This window comes from Gracilibacillus caseinilyticus (assembly GCF_022919115.1).
Classification (GTDB): Bacteria; Bacillota; Bacilli; order Bacillales; family Amphibacillaceae; genus Gracilibacillus; species Gracilibacillus caseinilyticus.
This window is the reverse complement of sequence record NZ_CP095072.1, coordinates 1,712,931-1,728,767: the sequence shown is the minus strand read 5'-3', so window position 1 is coordinate 1,728,767 and position 15,837 is coordinate 1,712,931. Positions and strand designations below refer to the sequence as shown.

The following is a 15,837-nucleotide window of genomic DNA, read 5'->3' as shown; positions in this document are numbered from 1 at the left end:
ATTCGAGAATAAAGAGATTGATACACGTTACAAATGGAATAAAGTGAGACTTCAATCAGTGGGGGTTTTGCCCCCCACTGATTGCTAGCGAAACTTATCAGGAAGTTATCGTCCGTTTATCCCCCACTTAGCTTCTTATTTATCTCTCCAATCTTGAAGTGGGGGTATTACGGACGGTTAGCGCCGTGATAAAAAAAGGAATGGCAAGAATACCTAAACTTTCAAACATCCCACTTGCATGCTTATGAAAATACTGTCCGTCTGCTCTATACAAAATGATTGCTATGGTAGTAAGAATCAAAGTATTTACTGCTATAGCAATCATTAGACTTAACCATTTATTGTTTTTCCTCGTGTAGATTGACAAACAACAAAAAGTTGAAATAATCAATGTTACAGCTATACTACTTAAAATGATCTGAGTCATAAGATCTCCTTTCCCAATACTAAGTAACTCATTTTCGTTCTTTTACCTTATTTAAGATAGTTTCCATTACATCATCCTGCGACATATCCTCCGTCAATATCATTTCGCCGTCGACACCAAGATAATCTTGCGGGTTCCACCAATTCCGTAATGCATCTTCACCAAATTCATTTCTTTTGGGACTTGCGTTGTGACGTCTAACGGTTTCTTCAAATGGTAAATCAAAATAAAAGGTGTAGACTTGCTGATGATAGAATGGGATTAAATTTTTCAGCATGTCACCGTAACGTTGTGTATACAAAATCCCTTCGACAATAACCCATTCACATTTATCTTTGCCGAATTCTGCAATCTGGCGAATTAAATCAATGGAAAGGTTCCCATCTCTATCATGAACCTTCAGCATTTCACGGCGAACGACATCTTGAGAAACCAAGAGTGTTCCGCGACCGAAATGTTGTTGGAGATGTTTAGCCGTTGTTGTTTTTCCACTGGCGGAGTTTCCTCTTAGAATAATTAACGTTGATTCCATTGTGGCAATACCCTCCCTTCCCGACTATATTTTTTGTGCAATAGAATGATGGAAATATTTATTCAAAGAACTCCACATGTGGCTTCTTCTCTTTGTAATAATCTAATCGATTTTGTAATGTCCCTGTATGAAACTCAAACTTATGACCATCAGGATCAGTAAAATATATCGACTGTTTATCTCGTTCATCTCGCTGACGACCTTATGAACATTTAAACGCAATAATTTTTCGTACATGTCGTCGAATTCACTCTCATCTATGGAGAAAGCAATATGAGTATAGGATTGATTGATTTCGTTACGAGGAATATCTTTTTCAACATTGAGGGCAAGCCAGATGCCGTTCAAATCAAAGTAGGCTGTGGTTCTGCCTTTTGCTAATAATTTTGCATCAAATACGTTTGTGTAAAAATCAATCGAACGCTCCAGGTTGGAAACAGAAAACAAAAAGTGATTCAGTCCATTTATTTCCATCTTATCCCTCCCTCATTTACTATATATCGCTTAACTTTAAATCTGTAATAGTACCCTGATGAAAATATAGCTGCCATCTGCCATCTATGTGTTTCCATATTGAACTTCGAAGCGTATTACGTTTTCGAGTCTTGTCGGTTATAAAGTATGTAGCTAGAACGACACCTTCTGCTAGTGGTTGTATTTGATAATTATGGAGTGTCATTTCCATTAATACAACGCCACTTTCCAGACATTCCTTTTTGCCGAACATCCTACCTGAACTACCAATTTCAAAAAAGTCATCAGCAAGAATGCTGTCCAATTTTTCTCGACTTGCACGTACTTCAAATTGTATATGGCTTTCCTCTAATTCTCTCAATTGTTCCGTCAAACTCTTTTTCACTACTGTCACCTCCAACTAACTAAATAACCAAAAGGGTAAAAACAACCAATAATTGTCGACGTAAAAAACTAGTATAAACCCAGCAGCCATCCCTAAACAAAGAAACATCATACTGTGAGAGGTGTTTTTAATCCAACTAAACGAATGTCCGATAGCCAAAGCTAAAGGTATAAATGTAAAACCCACTGTCAGCTGGCCAATCGAAAAACCTGCTATATAACTAAAAAGATACATAGCTAATGCCGAAACCCAATAATATAGATACTTGCCCCTAATGGCTAATAATAATGAAACAATTGCTAGGATTAATGAAGTATAAGCAATGACAGAAAAAATTAACATTCCTTTGCCTCCTAATACCCCTTTTTATTCCATCTTATTTTACCATAAAAAGGACTTCATTTATTAGAATATTCCAATAAATGAAAAGATTCTCATTTTTACGGACAGTTTTTGCCCTTTCCTCTAATTCGTGTCCATAACAAAAGCACCCAGCTATTTTAAAACAGCTGAGTGCTCTCTCCCGTTTAGAAATTAAAATATTCTTTCGCATTGTAGTACGAAATGTTTTGCACAATGTTGGCTAATGTCTCTTCATCGTTTGGGTATTCTCCGTTTTCCACCCATTCTCCTATTAAATTACACATGATGCGGCGGAAGTACTCGTGCCTTGTGTAAGATAAGAAGCTGCGCGAATCGGTCAGCATACCGATAAAACGGCTGAACACGCCGATATCTGCTAATGTTTCCATTTGATTGATCATGCCTAATCTTGTATCGTTAAACCACCATGCTGTACCGAATTGCATTTTGCCTGGTACACCTCCACCTTGGAAGCTGCCGATAATGGTGGCGATCGTGACGTTATCACGAGGGTTTAACGAATACAGGATTGTTTTCGGCAAGGCGTCTGCCTGATCCAGTGAATCCAGCAATTTTACTAACGGCTGTGCAAGCAGACTGTCGTTCATCGAATCATATCCTGTATCAGGACCAAGCTCGTTAAACATGCGTTTGTTGTTATTACGATGGGCATTAATATGATACTGCATCGCCCATCCTTTGGCATGATATGCTGTTCCTAAAAAGGTAAGCGTATGGGACTTGTATTTTTTCTCTTCCTCAAGTGTGACTTTCTCACCTTTGATTGCTTTAGCAAAAATGGCTGCTACTTCTTCTTTCGTCGCTTCTTCATACATCATCGTATCTAACGCATGGTCAGACACGCGTCCCCCCACAGAATGGAAGAAATCGATTCGTTGCTTTAATGCTTGCAGAAAGGCATCATAGGAATCAATGGATACGCCGGATACATCCGCTAATTTTCCAACCCAATCGGTAAAGCCGTCTCGATTAATCTCCAACCCCTTATCCGGGCGATAACTAGGCAATACTTTCACATCAAAATCGGGATCTGCTTTGATTTTTTCATGATATTCCAGTGAATCAGTCGGATCATCTGTTGTACAAACGACTTCGACACCAGATTTCACAATGAAATCACGTACATTCCATTCTCCGCTGTTCAATAACTTATTTACTTGTTCCCAAATCGCAGGTGCTGTTTTCTCATTTAACGGTTCTTCTACTCCGAAATAACGCTTCAGTTCCAGGTGTGTCCAGTGATAAAGCGGATTTCCGATCAATTGCGGCACGGTGCTGGCCCATGCCAGAAACTTATCATAATCACTGGCATCGCCTGTCACAAATTTTTCTTCAATCCCGTTGGCACGCATAGCACGCCATTTGTAGTGATCACCGTATAACCAAACCTTTGTAATGTTTTCAAATTGCGTATTTTCATAGATTTCCTGCGGGCTTAGGTGGCAGTGATAATCGATGATTGGCAGGTCCTTGGCATAATTATGATACAGTTTTTCTGCTGTTTCGTTATGCAATACAAAGTTTTCATCCATAAATGCCTTCATTTGTTTACTCTCTATCATATCCTATCCCTACTTTCTATCTTTTTTATAACCCTAATAAGTCTAAGTGACGACCAATATGTTTGACTAAGCCATTTCGGTACGTATCTTCATTGTTCATTAACGTATCAAAGAATTCTGTTCGGAAAAGGGCTTCTCCGGCTTGGTCTTTTGCCGTTAATAAAATTCCGTATGTGACATGGAATAATTGACGTGATGCATCATTGTCCATATATAACGGCAAGTCTTGATCTGATGTATCATCCAGTGGTGCGTAACTGGTTAAGTCCGGAGTTACATGATAGTACTTCAATGTTTCTTCAAAATGGTCTTCCGCATATACATGCATGCGACGGTATAAATCCGGATTAACCTGTGCGATCACACGAACCGCTTCTAGCCAGTTTGTACCTGCTGTTTTGATATGCAATAAGCCTTCTGTATATTTACCGATGATCGGGAATACGCTGAATTTATCACTTCCAGAGTGAATGCTTAATTTGTAGCCAAAATATTTTGCAATTTCAGCATGCTCATGTAATTCTTTTTCAAATTGCTCAAGATCACCAATATAGTCAATCCCTTTTTGGAATTCCCCACAGAAACGAGGTGCCAGACTTTGTACGGTAACGCCTCTTCTGCGCAATTCTTCAGCCACAAAGAAGTGTGCTTCCGGTGCAGTAACAGTCTCTGTTTCATCAATCGAAATCTCGAAGTCAATCGCTTTGTCTGCTTTTTGGATATATTGGTTATACACATGCTCCATGAAATCAATTGCTTCTCCGTACACAAGGACATTTTTGTGAAGACTGGCTTCATCAAATGATACCGTTAAGCCTTGTATGTCAAACGATTTATTTAAATAATGGTTCTGGAAATATTCTTTTCGGTCAACTGGTAAATCAGCGAATTCTTTTTCAATCGCTTCTGCTGTTGCCCCTTCAATATCATTGCGAATCTGCTCGGAACAATCCAGTGTCAAAAATGAGAAGCCCAATCCGAGTGCATACTCAATGTCTCGTTCTAATTTAATATGGTCGGCATCTGCGCCGAAACCATCCTTATATCCTTCTTGAAAAACAGCAAAAGTTGCTGCATCGAGAATATCCGTCATTGTACGATTTAATAATGTTAATTCACGAACACTTTGCTGTGCCAAAATCGGCTTTACTTTCCGGCCTTTAACGGTTTCGATGTGTCCTGGAGAGGCAACACCAAGTCGGTCCCCAAGTCCCATTGTGGCAATTTCTGTACCGAATGCTTGTGGTTTTGTATAAACGAAAAATTCGTTCAGTACTCTTCCATTTTCATGTGTTAGTGAACACACTTTCCCATTCTCTACGGCTTCCCCTTGTAAAGAATCAAATAAAGTACCATCACCTGCTACAACTAAAAATTTCTCTGTCCCTGTTTTCACCATCACAACAGAAGATCCATCTACCTGCTCAAAAGACTGATCATAAACATGAACCGTATCAGATGATTCCGGTAATTTACCAGCCTCTAATGCTTCCACTACATTTTTTAATTCTACAGTTTTCACTTGTCCCACCGATATCCTCTCCTTTTTTGTTAACGTTTTCATAACATTTTCTCGTTTTTATAACAACGTTGTTATTTTTATGATATACTATTTAAAAATAGAACACAACAATAAACACAAAATTTACCGAAAGAAAAAGGAGAGCAATCATGGGTATAACGATAAAAGATATTGCCAAAGAAGCTAATGTCAGCTATTCGACAGTTTCTAAGGCATTAAACAATAGTCCTTTAGTAAAAGAAGTGACCAAACAAAAAATATTAAGAGTCGCTAAAGAAATGGGCTACGAACCAAACCTGGCTGCTAAACAGCTCGTCCGTAAAAAAACAGAAGTAATTGGTTTAATCTGGCCAACAATTGAACGGATTGTGCTCGCTACCCTTGTGACGAATATTAGCAAAGCCTTTGAAGCAACCAAATACTCGATGATCCTGTCCGTAGATTCTGCTGAAACTTCACTTGATACGTTCAAAAAATTTCAGGTTGATGGCATGATCGTTTTTGCGGAATCCCATCAGATGGTACCAGAAGATCAAATTCCGCTTGTCGCTTATGGTGTTTCAGGAAAAAGGAAAGTGTCGTATCCCATTATCGATGCCAACCATGAACAAGCAATGGAACAAGCCGTGCAATACTTAGCAGAACTAGGTCATCATCATATTGCTTACGTCGGGCATTTGGATACCGAGGATGCCCTGCAGAGAGAAAAAGTAGAAGGCTATCAGAAAGCAATGAAAAAACGTAACCTCAAACAACAAAGTATCGATACGAATGGGTTGGATTGGTATGATGGCTATTTAGCAGTCGAGGAGATCATACGACTTACTCACCAGCCTACCGCAATTATTGGAGGTAGTTATGATATTAGCGGCGGGATTGTCCGGTCACTGCACGAAAAAGGTGTTAGCATTCCGGATGCTATGTCCGTCGTAAGCTATGATAATATTCCACAGATGGAAACGATGGAAATTCCAATGACCTGTATAGGCGTACCTGTCGATATACTTGCGGAAGAAATTGTTGCTACTATTATCCATCACATAGAATCAGGGGAAGAGGATGAATTCATTAAAAAATTAACCCCATCGCTTACCGAAAGAAAAAGTGCTGGCCCTGCCCCGCAATCATGAAGAGGATTGGATGGAAGATTATTTTTTAAATGGATGATGTCCTAGAGAGTTAATCGGTCTCGGTAAAATTCGAGATATAAGAAAAACCGGTAAAGTTCACCCGGTCCTAACTAACAAAATAATATACAACTACCTATAATATGGATTATGTAAACTAACCATCACTAACCAAGCATCCATATTGAGATATTTAATGTGCTAGGATACCGCTTCGGCCAACCACTCCGCGTCCTGCGGGGCACGGCTGAAGCTAACTTTGTGAAGAAGGGCACTTCACAAAGTGGATCTTCAGCACCTGCATGTCCCGCGGGAGTCTCCGTAGTTGGCCTACGCTAAGGTATAAATTCTACAACTGATGTAACAATTAGCATTTTGAGCGCTACCGATCAGTGGCATATTTGGATTTAATCTTGCATAATGCTTAGCACCACCGCTTCTACCTCGTACAAACGTTGTAGTACTTCACTAAAGCGTAGGAAATATGCGGAGACTCCCGTGGAATCAGCGCGAGCTGAAGATCCACTTTGTCTGTGCCTGTGTCTGCAAGTATGGCTTTGAAGCGGGCTTCCTCGGCACAAGTCAGCAATGAAGTAGTTCAAGTAGTAGCCTAGCTGAAGCCGTGCCCACAGGACGCAGAGCATATTTCCGGAGCTTTGCTAAGCAAATCAAATCTATCAAAATGACCACAATGTCAGACAGTTCTACTTTACATAATCCATATTATAAGAATCCATCTTCCTGTTAAGTATGGTTACTTCTATGACTTTACTTTTATACTTTCTTTACAGAGAACAAAACGGAAGTGCCTAGAGCGGTTAAAAGGGACTTTCTCCTTTTATTCGCGCGTTCAACGATTTATTCGCGACTTCCCGGCTCACAAAAAAGTAAGGGGAGAATCCTCGATTCCTCCCCTTACTTTAATTTCTTCCACACTTCATGATATACATCCTTTAATGGAACGTGGTGCTGCTCTGCTAATGCCTTACAGTCCTCATATTCTGGTGCTGCCTTCACGACTTGTTTCCCTTGCAATCCTTCTTTCACGGTGACCGGTCCCCATTTGGTATCGACTTGTCGAATCTGCCGTTCCATCCGATAGACGGATATAGGATAATAGCGAATCCCAAGTGTCGTTGTCTCAGCAAGCAGAATATCTTTCATTTCCGCAAAGCGATTTTCACTGCATAGCAACTGCAGCTGAACTGCAGGTCGATTTTTTTTCATATAAATCGATGTGTAGTATACGTCATTCGCACCGGCATCGAACAGCTTATCCATTACATAGCCAAGCCATTCACCAGGTGTATCATCTAAGTTGACTTCTACCTTTATCATGTTCTCATCGATATGTTCATGATCTGGTGGGTGCTTGCTCATTCAATTCACCTTCTAACCTTTTCAAAAAATAACGCGGTGAACTTCTGCGTATTTAAGCCACCTTGAAGTTCTTTGCGATTTTTTGGCTCCTTATTGAACACGTTCTTTTATCTATTAATAGCATAGATTAGACGTGAGGTAAAATCCGTTGCAGGAATTGCTTTGTTCTTGGCTCTTTCGGATTTTCCAAAACAGCTCGCGGTGAACCTTGTTCGACAATGTAACCATCATCCATAAACAAAACATGATCAGAAACTTCTTTCGCGAATGAAACTTCATGCGTCACCACTACCATGGTCCATCCTTCATTGGCAAGCTCTTTAATGACACCTAATACATCACCTATTAATTCAGGGTCCAATGCAGAGGTTGGTTCATCAAACAGCATCAACTCCGGTTCAATGGCAAGCGCACGTGCAATCCCTACCCGCTGTTGCTGGCCACCAGATAATTGGTAAGGATACAAGTCAATCTTATCTGCCAGGCCGACTTTTTCCAGTAAACGTTTGGCCTCTTTTTCTGCAGTTTGTTTATCCTTACCTTGAACGACAATTGGCCCTTCTGTGACATTCTCCAGGGCTGTCTTGTGAGGGAACAAATTATAGGATTGAAAAACCATGCCAGCTTTTCTTCTTAACGTAAGCATGTCTTTTTTGCTACGTTTGCCGCCAAAATCAAGTGAAAAACCATCATTAAATTGATACCGGCCTTGGTCAGGAATCTCCAAACCATTTAAGCACCGAAGTAATGTTGTTTTTCCTGATCCTGATGGTCCCATGATGGTAACGACTTTTCCTTTATTAATATCAATTGAAATATCCTTTAATACATCTAACGAACCAAAACTTTTCTGTAATTCTTTAATTGATAAAAACATCTTATCCCCCCTCTATTTAGCAATGTACCGTTCCAGTCTGCGTTCGACCACTTCTTGTATGAGCGATAAGATAAAGCAAATGATCCAATACAGAACAGCTGCTTCGACATACAAGATCATAAACTCATACGTAGATGAGGCGATTTCCTGAGCTTCGCGGAATAGTTCAGTTACTAAGATCATCGATGCTAGTGATGTATCTTTTACTAGACTAATAAATGTATTGGAAAGTGGTGGTATCGATACCCTCGTTGCCTGGGGAAGGATTATTCTTCTTAGTGTCGTTCCATACCCCATACCGATCGTATAGCCTGCTTCCCATTGTCCCTTTGGAATCGAAGAAATCGATGCCCGAATTATTTCAGAAGCATATGCCCCAACATTTAATGAAAAAGCAATGACAGCACTCGGCAACGGATCAATTGTCAAACCAATAGAAGGAAGCCCGTAAAATACTATAAATAATTGAACGAGTAACGGGGTTCCTCTCACAGCTGAAACATAAAAAACAGCCGGCGCTCTAACAATTTTTAAGGATGATAAGCGCATCACAGCTGTCAATAAAGCGATAAGAAGTCCGAATGCAAAGGAAATAAGCGTTAGCGGAATTGTATATTTAATTGCTCCTTCTACCATAGGACCAAAAGCACGGGAAATTAAATCCCATGCTTCTGCACCGCTTGTTACCGTCATGATTATGTTATTTGACAGAAACATCTTCACCAAACCATTCTTTTGAAATTTCTGCTAATGTACCGTCTTCTTTCATTTCCGCTAATGCGTCATTAAATGCTCTTACGAGCTCTTCATTTCCTTTGCGGAAGGTAAATGCCGTTTCAGATACATCATCTAGTTCCGCTGCAATCTTTACATCTTCATTGTTTGTTTCATTCATATATTGTAAGACAGCTAATTTATCGTTTACCGTTAGATCCACACGGCCTAATTTGATATTCTCTACAGCCTGTGCCATTCCTTCTACACCAACAACCTCTGCTCCATACTCTGTTGCGATATCTTTGAAATTGCTTGTCAGGGATTGGGCTGATTTTTTGCCTTCTATATCTTCAAAGGAAGTGATTTCATCATTGTCAGATGGTACAACCAAGACAGCTCCTGTATACGTATACGGATCAGAAAAATCATACTTTTCTGATCGATCACCAACATTGATCCCTACCTGGTTTGCAATAACGTCAAAACGTTCTGCATTCAAACCAGCAAACATCGAATCCCATTGCGTTTCATTAAACTCTACTTCTACTCCGAGACGTGACGCTACTTCACGCATTACTTCGACATCATATCCCGTTAATTCATCATTATCATTATGGAATGAAAATGGTGGATACGTTCCTTCTGTACCAACTGTTATGACGCCTTTTTCCTGAATTGATTCATATAAATTAGAGGAATCTCCCTCTTGTCCACTACTTGCATTATCTTCATCAGAAGAAGTACCACATGCTGCAAGTACACTGATAAACAGCATTGTTATAAGTACGAGATGAAATTTTTTCATGTTGTTCAAACCCCCAGTATTTTAGTCGGATTTAATATCCTTTGGCGATTATACAGTACGGTATCAGTAAAGTAAAACGAATGAGCTTATACACATTTTCCATTTCATTTAGCAAAAGTAAGCTTATCCTGCTTCTATTGTAACCAAGCTTAACAGATAATGAAAATTTGATGATTACAGATCACTAGCTACTGCACAAGCTAAAAATTTCACTAAAATAAAGAGAAGAAACGTTAACGAATATCGTTAGTTTCTTCTCTTTATAAAAAAAGTATGCTTGTAATAGTTAAAATTCTATTCATCTTCCACTGTCTATAAGCAGTAATATCAATTTATGGCGTGCTGCTGTACAAACGCTGCAAGGGGATGCTGCAGTCGTACGAGTTCCTGAACAAAAAGCTGACAATGCTGATGTGCACCTCTTTCGTGCAAATGCGTATCATCTTGTTCACCACTCGGATAGGCATCATACTCACCAGGTGCTAATCGCATAAACCATTGTTTAGAAGATTCATCCCCCACCTGCTGCAAGGCTTCTCTAGTTCGCAGCAGCATATCAAGGCAATCTGTCTGCTCAGCAATAGCAAGTTCTCGCATCGCTTTCGGATAATCTCCATGTGTCTCTTTAAGTTTACCTGTATCATCAAAATGTCTTCTGGCAATAGAAGTCAGTAAAAGAGGTGTTACTTGATACGAACGGGCACGTTGAACAAAAAAACGCAAATTGTCCTGATAACTGGTATACGGTTTTGTCGCTCGTTCTTCATCTGGCTTCTGATCGTTGTGACCAAACTGAATCAAAACAAAGTCACCAGACTGGAACTCTCTTTCAATAGCATCCCAACGGCCTTCATCTATAAAAGACTTCGTACTGCGGCCAGAAGAAGCATGATTTTCCACGATTAGATTCTCCGTAAAATATTGCTGAAGCGTCTGGCCCCATCCCATTTGCGGATATTTAAAATCTTCCGCTTCTGCCATCGTAGAATCCCCTGCCAAAAATAAACGAGTTGGCATGTTATCACTCTTTTCTTAATTTTTATTCGCTTTCTGTACCTTGATATTCAAACCAATCAAAGTCAGCATATTGATCACTTTCCTGCCCATTACCTGAACAGTAAAGACCGATATAAGCTCCAATAAACCCGCCAGCCAAGTCTGTACTTAAGATTCTTCCATCTGTATCAACCGCTAACTCACGCCACTCGAATGGCTCTGTCGTATAGAAGAAAGAATAAGCTTGCCCAACTGCTTCCACCTTCAAGAACACGCGGTGATGGTCCATTGGTTCTTTAGCAAGCACTTGATCTTCTCCCGCTTCACGGCGAACAAGCTGAATAACCTGTTGATCATCCTCTATCAATACTTCTAAACGGAATTGATAATCATGATTTTGCAGGAGTACAAGTCCAGCAGACTCATTCGCAGCTTTTGGTTCGAATTCCATGACAGTTTGTGCAACGAAATCAATATGCTGTTGTCTTCTGCCGACAAAAGCAGGGTTTTCTTCTTCCATAATGGTCTCTTTCTTCGCCTTCAAGCGCAAGTATCCTGGACGATCTGTTACAGACCAGAACTCCCCTCTTGGTGTTCGCAGAAAATTCCATCTGTCATCTAATTGTTCCGCTTCAAATGAATCACATGCAGGCAATGCCGGCCACTTATGTTCTTTTAATTTTGGAAATGGCATCTCAGACTCTATTTTCCCTTGACCCGGATTTACAATTGGCCAGCCGTCTTCCCATACAAATGGTACGAGAAACGTTTCGCGCCCTAAATTACGGTAATACCCACCGTATGGCCTCGAAGCGAGACAAACCATCCACCAGTCACCATCTTGCGTCTGAACAATATCTGCGTGACCTACATTGACAATGGGGTGATTCCTGCCTAAATGTCTGTGCGTTAAAATCGGATTCGTTTCCGTCATCTCATATGGTCCTGTCACATGCTTACTTCTCGCTATCGTGACTGCGTGTGTGTGTCCTGTTCCGCCTTCTGCAATAATTAAGTAATACCACTCCCCAATCTTATATAAATGGGGTGATTCCTGAGCGTGAGCATTTTTTAAAGCACCATCCCACAGGCTATACGTCGGTCCTACTAATTGTTGCTTCTCCAAATCGAGCTCCTGCAGCCAGATTTCGTTGTGCTTCTTATACTGCCTGCCGGATGGTGGCTTGCGATTACCCGTATAATATACCTTCCCATCATCATCAAACAATAAGGACGGATCGATCCCTGGTGCTCCTTCAAGCCAAACTGGATCAGACCACGGCCCTGCCGGGTCTGTTGCTGTCACATAAAAATTACGACGAGCACCTGTCTGACTGACGACAAATGTCGTAATCATATAAAAAGTACCCTGATGATAACGAATCGTTGGAGCATAAATCCCTCTTGAATTAGGAGTTTGATCAAGGTTAAGCTGTTCAGGACGATCCAACACATGACCAATCTGTTTCCAGTTGACTAAATCTTTACTATGGAAAATCGGAACACCCGGAAAATATTCAAAGCTTGAGGTGACTAAGTAATAATCATCTTCTACTCTGCAGATTGATGGGTCTGGATAAAATCCTGGAATGATTGGGTTTTTAAACATTTTCATTTTGTTACACCTACTTTTTGAATAAAATTTTGACCTTCCTCTATATCTTTGACATTCAGTCTGTTTGTTTCTTCATATAGTATGACAGATGTTTCCTGCTCCTCTTGCTGTACAAAAGAAAGTGCTTCAATATTCACATCGTTCGCGTGACTCAATCGTAATGCTGGCCCTGAACGAGGCTGTACCTGAACGTGGTGCAGGGTCAAGTTCTCGACATATTTTGCAAACATGCCTTCACCAGCCATGTCAATGACTTCCCGTACCATGTCAGGCTCTCCGCCTGGAATTGATTCATCCTGTGTCATTTCCAGTGTTACGTGCTCCAGACTGACATGCTTCACAGGCATTTCCGGCAGACCATAAATAAACGCTGCCGCTGCCCGGCAATTCTTCGCTATAATGTTATTTATTTTAATATGTTCGACAACTGGTGTTTTCTCGGAAACTTCGACAGGTGCTGCATCCAACAGCTCTGGATTACTTTTGCTGACACCGTGACGATAGAAGGAATTGATTGCGATTGGACAAAGTACATCATCCATCATGATATTTTGCACTAACAGATTACGAATGTAGCTGCCTCTTTCGCGGTTCGTTTTGATTCGGATACCACGATCCGTCCCATCGAATACACAATTGGCTACCGTTACATTCTCAATACCTCCAGAATTTTCACTGCCAAGTACCACACCGCCATGTCCATGATGCATTGTACAATTGGTAACGGTAACATTCTTTGTCGGTACATGATATTTCCTTCCATCCTCATTTATTCCTGATTTCAATACAACACAGTCATCCCCAACATCAAAATGACAATCCGCAATGCGAACATTTTGGCAGGAGTCAATATCCAGTCCATCACCATTTGGTGTATCAGAGGGATTCTGAAAATGCACCTGTTGAATCGAAACATTGTTACAAAATACGAGATGTGTATTCCAAAATGGTGAATTACATACGGTTACCTCAGAAATTCTTATATGCTCAGAACGGAAAAATTGAATTAGTGGCGGACGTAAGAATTGAGATGGCCACTCTACCAAATTTGTATCTGCGGGCTCAGTAAAATCCGCATTCGCTTCCGCTATTTCTTTCGTTCTAGGAGATTGATAGCTTTCTCCCTGACGCAGTCTGCTATTAATGTCCCACCAGGCACGACCATTCCCATCAATCACACCATCACCTTTTATCGATACATTCGTAACTCGATTGGCATAAATTAACGGCATAAAACCGTGGCATACATAGCCGGACCAACGAGTCTCTACAACTGGGTACCTCTCGAAATCTTCTGAAAAAGATAAACGAGCACCATTTTCCAAATACAAGGTGATATTGCTTTTTAACTCAATTGGACCTGTTTCGTATATCCCGGCTGGTATGTAGACCGTTCCACCACCATGTTCTTCACAACTATCTATCGCGCGTTGAATCGCATCTGTTGCATCCCTTCCTGGTACCGCTCCAAATTCTTTAATATTATATACTGTCACACTATTCACCTCTCTTTTAATAAATCCTCTCTTAATGGCGTAAATACATCTAACAATTTACTATTCACTAAAGCTTTCACCCCGTGCACCGCATTAGAAGGTATTCGTAAAGACTCCCCTGCTTGAATCATGATTTCTTCACCATTAACATGAAACATCAGACTCCCTTCCAAACAGTAGGTCAACTGTTCATGGGGGTGAGAATGTGAGGAACCCTCAGCACCTTCTTCAAACGCTACTTCCATCATCATCAGTTGCTCCCCTGGTGTATGAATTTTCCGTGTCACACCTGGTTCTGCCTGTTCCCATTCATTCACGGCCATTATCCTTCCTCCTTTACCTTTGTTAGTAATGGTAATAAAACCTGAATCGCCATTGCCGCTATAATGACATAGGCCACCGTATTTGTATCTATTTCATTAGAAAAAATCATAAACGTAATAATACCTAATCCTCTGCCTATGTTAATAATTGTCTCTCTTAAAACAACCGATTCAACACGGAATTCTGCACCTAATGGAAGACGATTGATCCACTGGAAATAATACGCTGCATACGCATTTGCCTGGAGTGGATTAAACATATTTTTCGTTACCATAAACAGGATCACACTCCAAATTGCAATCTCCCAAGCTAAAAATGTTCCAGAGATAAATAAACCGATCGCTGCCACCCATAAATAACCTGTGGTATGTTCAATATTCGCAAATCGAGAAATGATGTAACTTGCCACAATCGAGACAGCTAGAAATGCCGCATTTAAATAACCTACAACACTCTCTTTTTCAAAAATACTATAAATAAGAATTGGCGGCACATACATTAAAATCCCTTGAGGAAAGCCGATGATAAACCAACCAATCAAAGCGTTTCGGAATAACTTCTGCCGATCGATAATTTGCCGAAGATATTTCATATAATAAGTGCGGTGTCGTATCGATTCTTTTTTAATCCGGAAACTGCCGACGGTTGCGATAAAGAACATGAAAAAAGCCATCGAGAAAACAATCAGATAACCCGTTAATCCAGTATATAAGCTGATAATATACCCCGAAATTACTGGTGCCAGCAACTTGGTAGAACCCATTACAATCTGATTCCAGCCTAAATAACGATGCCTGTTCTGATCTGATGACACTTCATGCACAATGGTAAAATAGGCAACCCAGTAAAGACCTTGTGCAACACCACGTAATAAGGCAAAAATATAAAAATAGTCAACAATTGCTTCCTGAACAATGACAATCATTAAATAAAATACTGCAGTCATCAAAATACCGTAACGATATATGATGGTTCGTCCCTTTTTCTTCGACACCTTGCCAATCAAAAAGGTAGTGGCAGCCTGCGAAAAAATTGCAAGCAAATTATACATACCATTGACCCACAAGCTATTCGTCAAGCGCCATAAGTATAAATTGACGAAAATGATCGATAAGGAACCTCCAAATTGGAAAAGGGCATGATTGATTAAAATTTGAACAGCATGAGAGGATAACCTCTTCTCTTTATTTCCTATCGCTTGTGTCAAGATGTAC

15 protein-coding genes and 1 pseudogene are annotated in these 15,837 nt (G+C 40.3%); 1 reads left to right on the top strand and 15 read right to left on the bottom strand.

Annotation, left to right across the window (positions count from 1 at the left end; all coding sequences use genetic code 11):
• Positions 1-455: 455 nt before the first annotated feature.
• The 6 genes and pseudogenes from MUN88_RS08300 to MUN88_RS08275 form a co-directional block, all read right to left on the bottom strand.
• Positions 456-959, bottom strand: coding sequence for a kinase (locus MUN88_RS08300; RefSeq protein WP_244723226.1), 504 nt, complete (start codon positions 957-959; stop codon positions 456-458).
• 58 nt (positions 960-1,017) lie between these two features.
• Positions 1,018-1,433: pseudogene (fosB, locus tag MUN88_RS08295) on the bottom strand (metallothiol transferase FosB).
• Between the two features lie 19 nt (positions 1,434-1,452).
• A complete protein-coding gene (locus MUN88_RS08290; RefSeq protein ID WP_244723223.1) occupies positions 1,453-1,818 on the bottom strand; it encodes a nuclear transport factor 2 family protein in 366 nt (121 codons plus the stop codon).
• Between the two features lie 15 nt (positions 1,819-1,833).
• Positions 1,834-2,160: a hypothetical protein gene (locus MUN88_RS08285; protein WP_244723220.1), complete on the bottom strand. Its 327-nt coding sequence runs from the start codon at positions 2,158-2,160 to the stop codon at positions 1,834-1,836.
• Positions 2,161-2,345: 185 nt separating this feature from the next.
• Positions 2,346-3,746: a glucuronate isomerase gene (gene uxaC / locus MUN88_RS08280; RefSeq protein ID WP_244724400.1), complete on the bottom strand. Its 1,401-nt coding sequence runs from the start codon at positions 3,744-3,746 to the stop codon at positions 2,346-2,348.
• 43 nt (positions 3,747-3,789) lie between these two features.
• The gene (locus tag MUN88_RS08275) at positions 3,790-5,295 is read right to left on the bottom strand and encodes a tagaturonate epimerase family protein (RefSeq protein WP_244723217.1); all 1,506 of its coding nucleotides are present in this window, start codon (positions 5,293-5,295) and stop codon (positions 3,790-3,792) included.
• A gap of 140 nt (positions 5,296-5,435) precedes the next feature.
• Between MUN88_RS08275 and MUN88_RS08270 the strand changes: the two genes are divergently transcribed.
• Complete coding sequence (locus MUN88_RS08270) at positions 5,436-6,416, top strand: LacI family DNA-binding transcriptional regulator (protein ID WP_244723215.1); 981 nt, start codon at positions 5,436-5,438, stop codon at positions 6,414-6,416.
• A 912-nt stretch (positions 6,417-7,328) separates the two neighbouring features.
• Here the strand turns inward: MUN88_RS08270 and larC2 are convergent.
• From larC2 to MUN88_RS08225, 9 genes are all read right to left on the bottom strand, one after another.
• Positions 7,329-7,793, bottom strand: coding sequence for a nickel pincer cofactor biosynthesis protein LarC2 (gene larC2, locus MUN88_RS08265; RefSeq protein ID WP_244723212.1), 465 nt, complete (start codon positions 7,791-7,793; stop codon positions 7,329-7,331).
• A gap of 127 nt (positions 7,794-7,920) precedes the next feature.
• Positions 7,921-8,670 (bottom strand): amino acid ABC transporter ATP-binding protein, encoded by a 750-nt coding sequence (locus MUN88_RS08260; RefSeq protein WP_244723209.1) that lies wholly within the window; start codon positions 8,668-8,670, stop codon positions 7,921-7,923.
• Between the two features lie 12 nt (positions 8,671-8,682).
• Positions 8,683-9,387 carry an amino acid ABC transporter permease gene (locus MUN88_RS08255; protein WP_244723206.1) on the bottom strand — a complete coding sequence of 235 codons (705 nt, stop codon included), beginning with the start codon at positions 9,385-9,387 and terminating at the stop codon, positions 8,683-8,685.
• Positions 9,371-10,192: an amino acid ABC transporter substrate-binding protein gene (locus MUN88_RS08250; protein WP_244723204.1), complete on the bottom strand. Its 822-nt coding sequence runs from the start codon at positions 10,190-10,192 to the stop codon at positions 9,371-9,373. Before MUN88_RS08250 ends, MUN88_RS08255 begins: the two co-directional genes overlap by 17 nt.
• Positions 10,193-10,519: 327 nt before the next feature.
• Positions 10,520-11,209 (bottom strand): rhamnogalacturonan acetylesterase, encoded by a 690-nt coding sequence (locus MUN88_RS08245; protein ID WP_244723201.1) that lies wholly within the window; start codon positions 11,207-11,209, stop codon positions 10,520-10,522.
• Positions 11,210-11,231: 22 nt separating this feature from the next.
• Positions 11,232-12,803 (bottom strand): glycoside hydrolase family 43 protein, encoded by a 1,572-nt coding sequence (locus tag MUN88_RS08240; protein WP_244723199.1) that lies wholly within the window; start codon positions 12,801-12,803, stop codon positions 11,232-11,234.
• The gene (locus MUN88_RS08235) at positions 12,800-14,299 is read right to left on the bottom strand and encodes a glycoside hydrolase family 28 protein (protein ID WP_244723196.1); all 1,500 of its coding nucleotides are present in this window, start codon (positions 14,297-14,299) and stop codon (positions 12,800-12,802) included. The genes MUN88_RS08240 and MUN88_RS08235 overlap by 4 nt, the downstream gene beginning before the upstream one ends.
• Positions 14,300-14,304: 5 nt before the next feature.
• Entirely contained in the window at positions 14,305-14,622 is a 318-nt protein-coding gene (locus MUN88_RS08230; protein WP_244723194.1) for a cupin domain-containing protein, read from the bottom strand.
• Positions 14,622-15,830, bottom strand: a complete 1,209-nt coding sequence (locus tag MUN88_RS08225; RefSeq protein WP_244723191.1) for an MFS transporter — start codon at positions 15,828-15,830, stop codon at positions 14,622-14,624. Before MUN88_RS08225 ends, MUN88_RS08230 begins: the two co-directional genes overlap by 1 nt.
• Between the last annotated feature and the right edge of the window lie 7 nt (positions 15,831-15,837).

What these genes read in the sequence shown, in the direction of transcription:
- MUN88_RS08300 (WP_244723226.1), bottom strand. Translation starts at nt 959, where the DNA reads ATGGAATCAACGTTAATTATTCTAAGAGGAAACTCCGCCAGTGGAAAA.
- MUN88_RS08285 (WP_244723220.1), bottom strand. Translation starts at nt 2,160, where the DNA reads ATGTTAATTTTTTCTGTCATTGCTTATACTTCATTAATCCTAGCAATT.
- uxaC (WP_244724400.1), bottom strand. Translation starts at nt 3,746, where the DNA reads ATGAAGGCATTTATGGATGAAAACTTTGTATTGCATAACGAAACAGCA.
- MUN88_RS08270 (WP_244723215.1), top strand. Translation starts at nt 5,436, where the DNA reads ATGGGTATAACGATAAAAGATATTGCCAAAGAAGCTAATGTCAGCTAT.
- larC2 (WP_244723212.1), bottom strand. Translation starts at nt 7,793, where the DNA reads ATGAGCAAGCACCCACCAGATCATGAACATATCGATGAGAACATGATA.
- MUN88_RS08260 (WP_244723209.1), bottom strand. Translation starts at nt 8,670, where the DNA reads ATGTTTTTATCAATTAAAGAATTACAGAAAAGTTTTGGTTCGTTAGAT.
- MUN88_RS08255 (WP_244723206.1), bottom strand. Translation starts at nt 9,387, where the DNA reads ATGTTTCTGTCAAATAACATAATCATGACGGTAACAAGCGGTGCAGAA.
- MUN88_RS08250 (WP_244723204.1), bottom strand. Translation starts at nt 10,192, where the DNA reads ATGAAAAAATTTCATCTCGTACTTATAACAATGCTGTTTATCAGTGTA.
- MUN88_RS08245 (WP_244723201.1), bottom strand. Translation starts at nt 11,209, where the DNA reads ATGCCAACTCGTTTATTTTTGGCAGGGGATTCTACGATGGCAGAAGCG.
- MUN88_RS08240 (WP_244723199.1), bottom strand. Translation starts at nt 12,803, where the DNA reads ATGAAAATGTTTAAAAACCCAATCATTCCAGGATTTTATCCAGACCCA.
- MUN88_RS08230 (WP_244723194.1), bottom strand. Translation starts at nt 14,622, where the DNA reads ATGGCCGTGAATGAATGGGAACAGGCAGAACCAGGTGTGACACGGAAA.